Annotated in this window: 1 pseudogene; it reads right to left on the reverse strand. The window is 60.1% G+C overall.

Annotation, left to right across the window (positions count from 1 at the left end):
• Positions 1 to 145, reverse strand: a pseudogene (locus QCD75_RS21910) (S-(hydroxymethyl)mycothiol dehydrogenase); the annotation flags it as partial.
• Positions 146 to 419: the final 274 nt, after the last annotated feature.

Below are 419 nucleotides of genomic sequence, written 5' to 3' on the forward strand. Positions count from 1 at the left end.
TGTAGTCCAGGTCCGTGTGGCAGACCCCGCACGTGAGGATGTCCACCAGCGCCTCCCCCGGTCCCGGATCCGGGACCAGAATAGTCTCGAGCGAAACCGGTGCATTCTTCTCCCGGGCAATGACGGCCTGAACTTTATGGAGCATTTCTTGTGTTCCTTTCGTGGATCCGGCCGGCACCGGTGAATCGGCACCAAGTGCCAATCTAACTGGCGCGTTGGGGTTCAAGGGCCTCGGTGGCGCGGTCCTTTAGACGTCGACCAAAACCAGTGATAGGGCGTCTCCGTTGCGTCTGGGCTCCCCGCTGCACGTGAACGTCAGGCGGGTTTCTTGGTGGATTTTGGAAGTACCAAGACTACGAACCGTTTCACCGAACACTTCATCCGGGTCGAGGCGGCGGAGTTCTTCGGCGAGGCAGTCC

It is taken from the genome of Arthrobacter sp. PsM3, assembly GCF_030433895.1.
GTDB lineage: Bacteria > Actinomycetota > Actinomycetes > Actinomycetales > Micrococcaceae > Arthrobacter.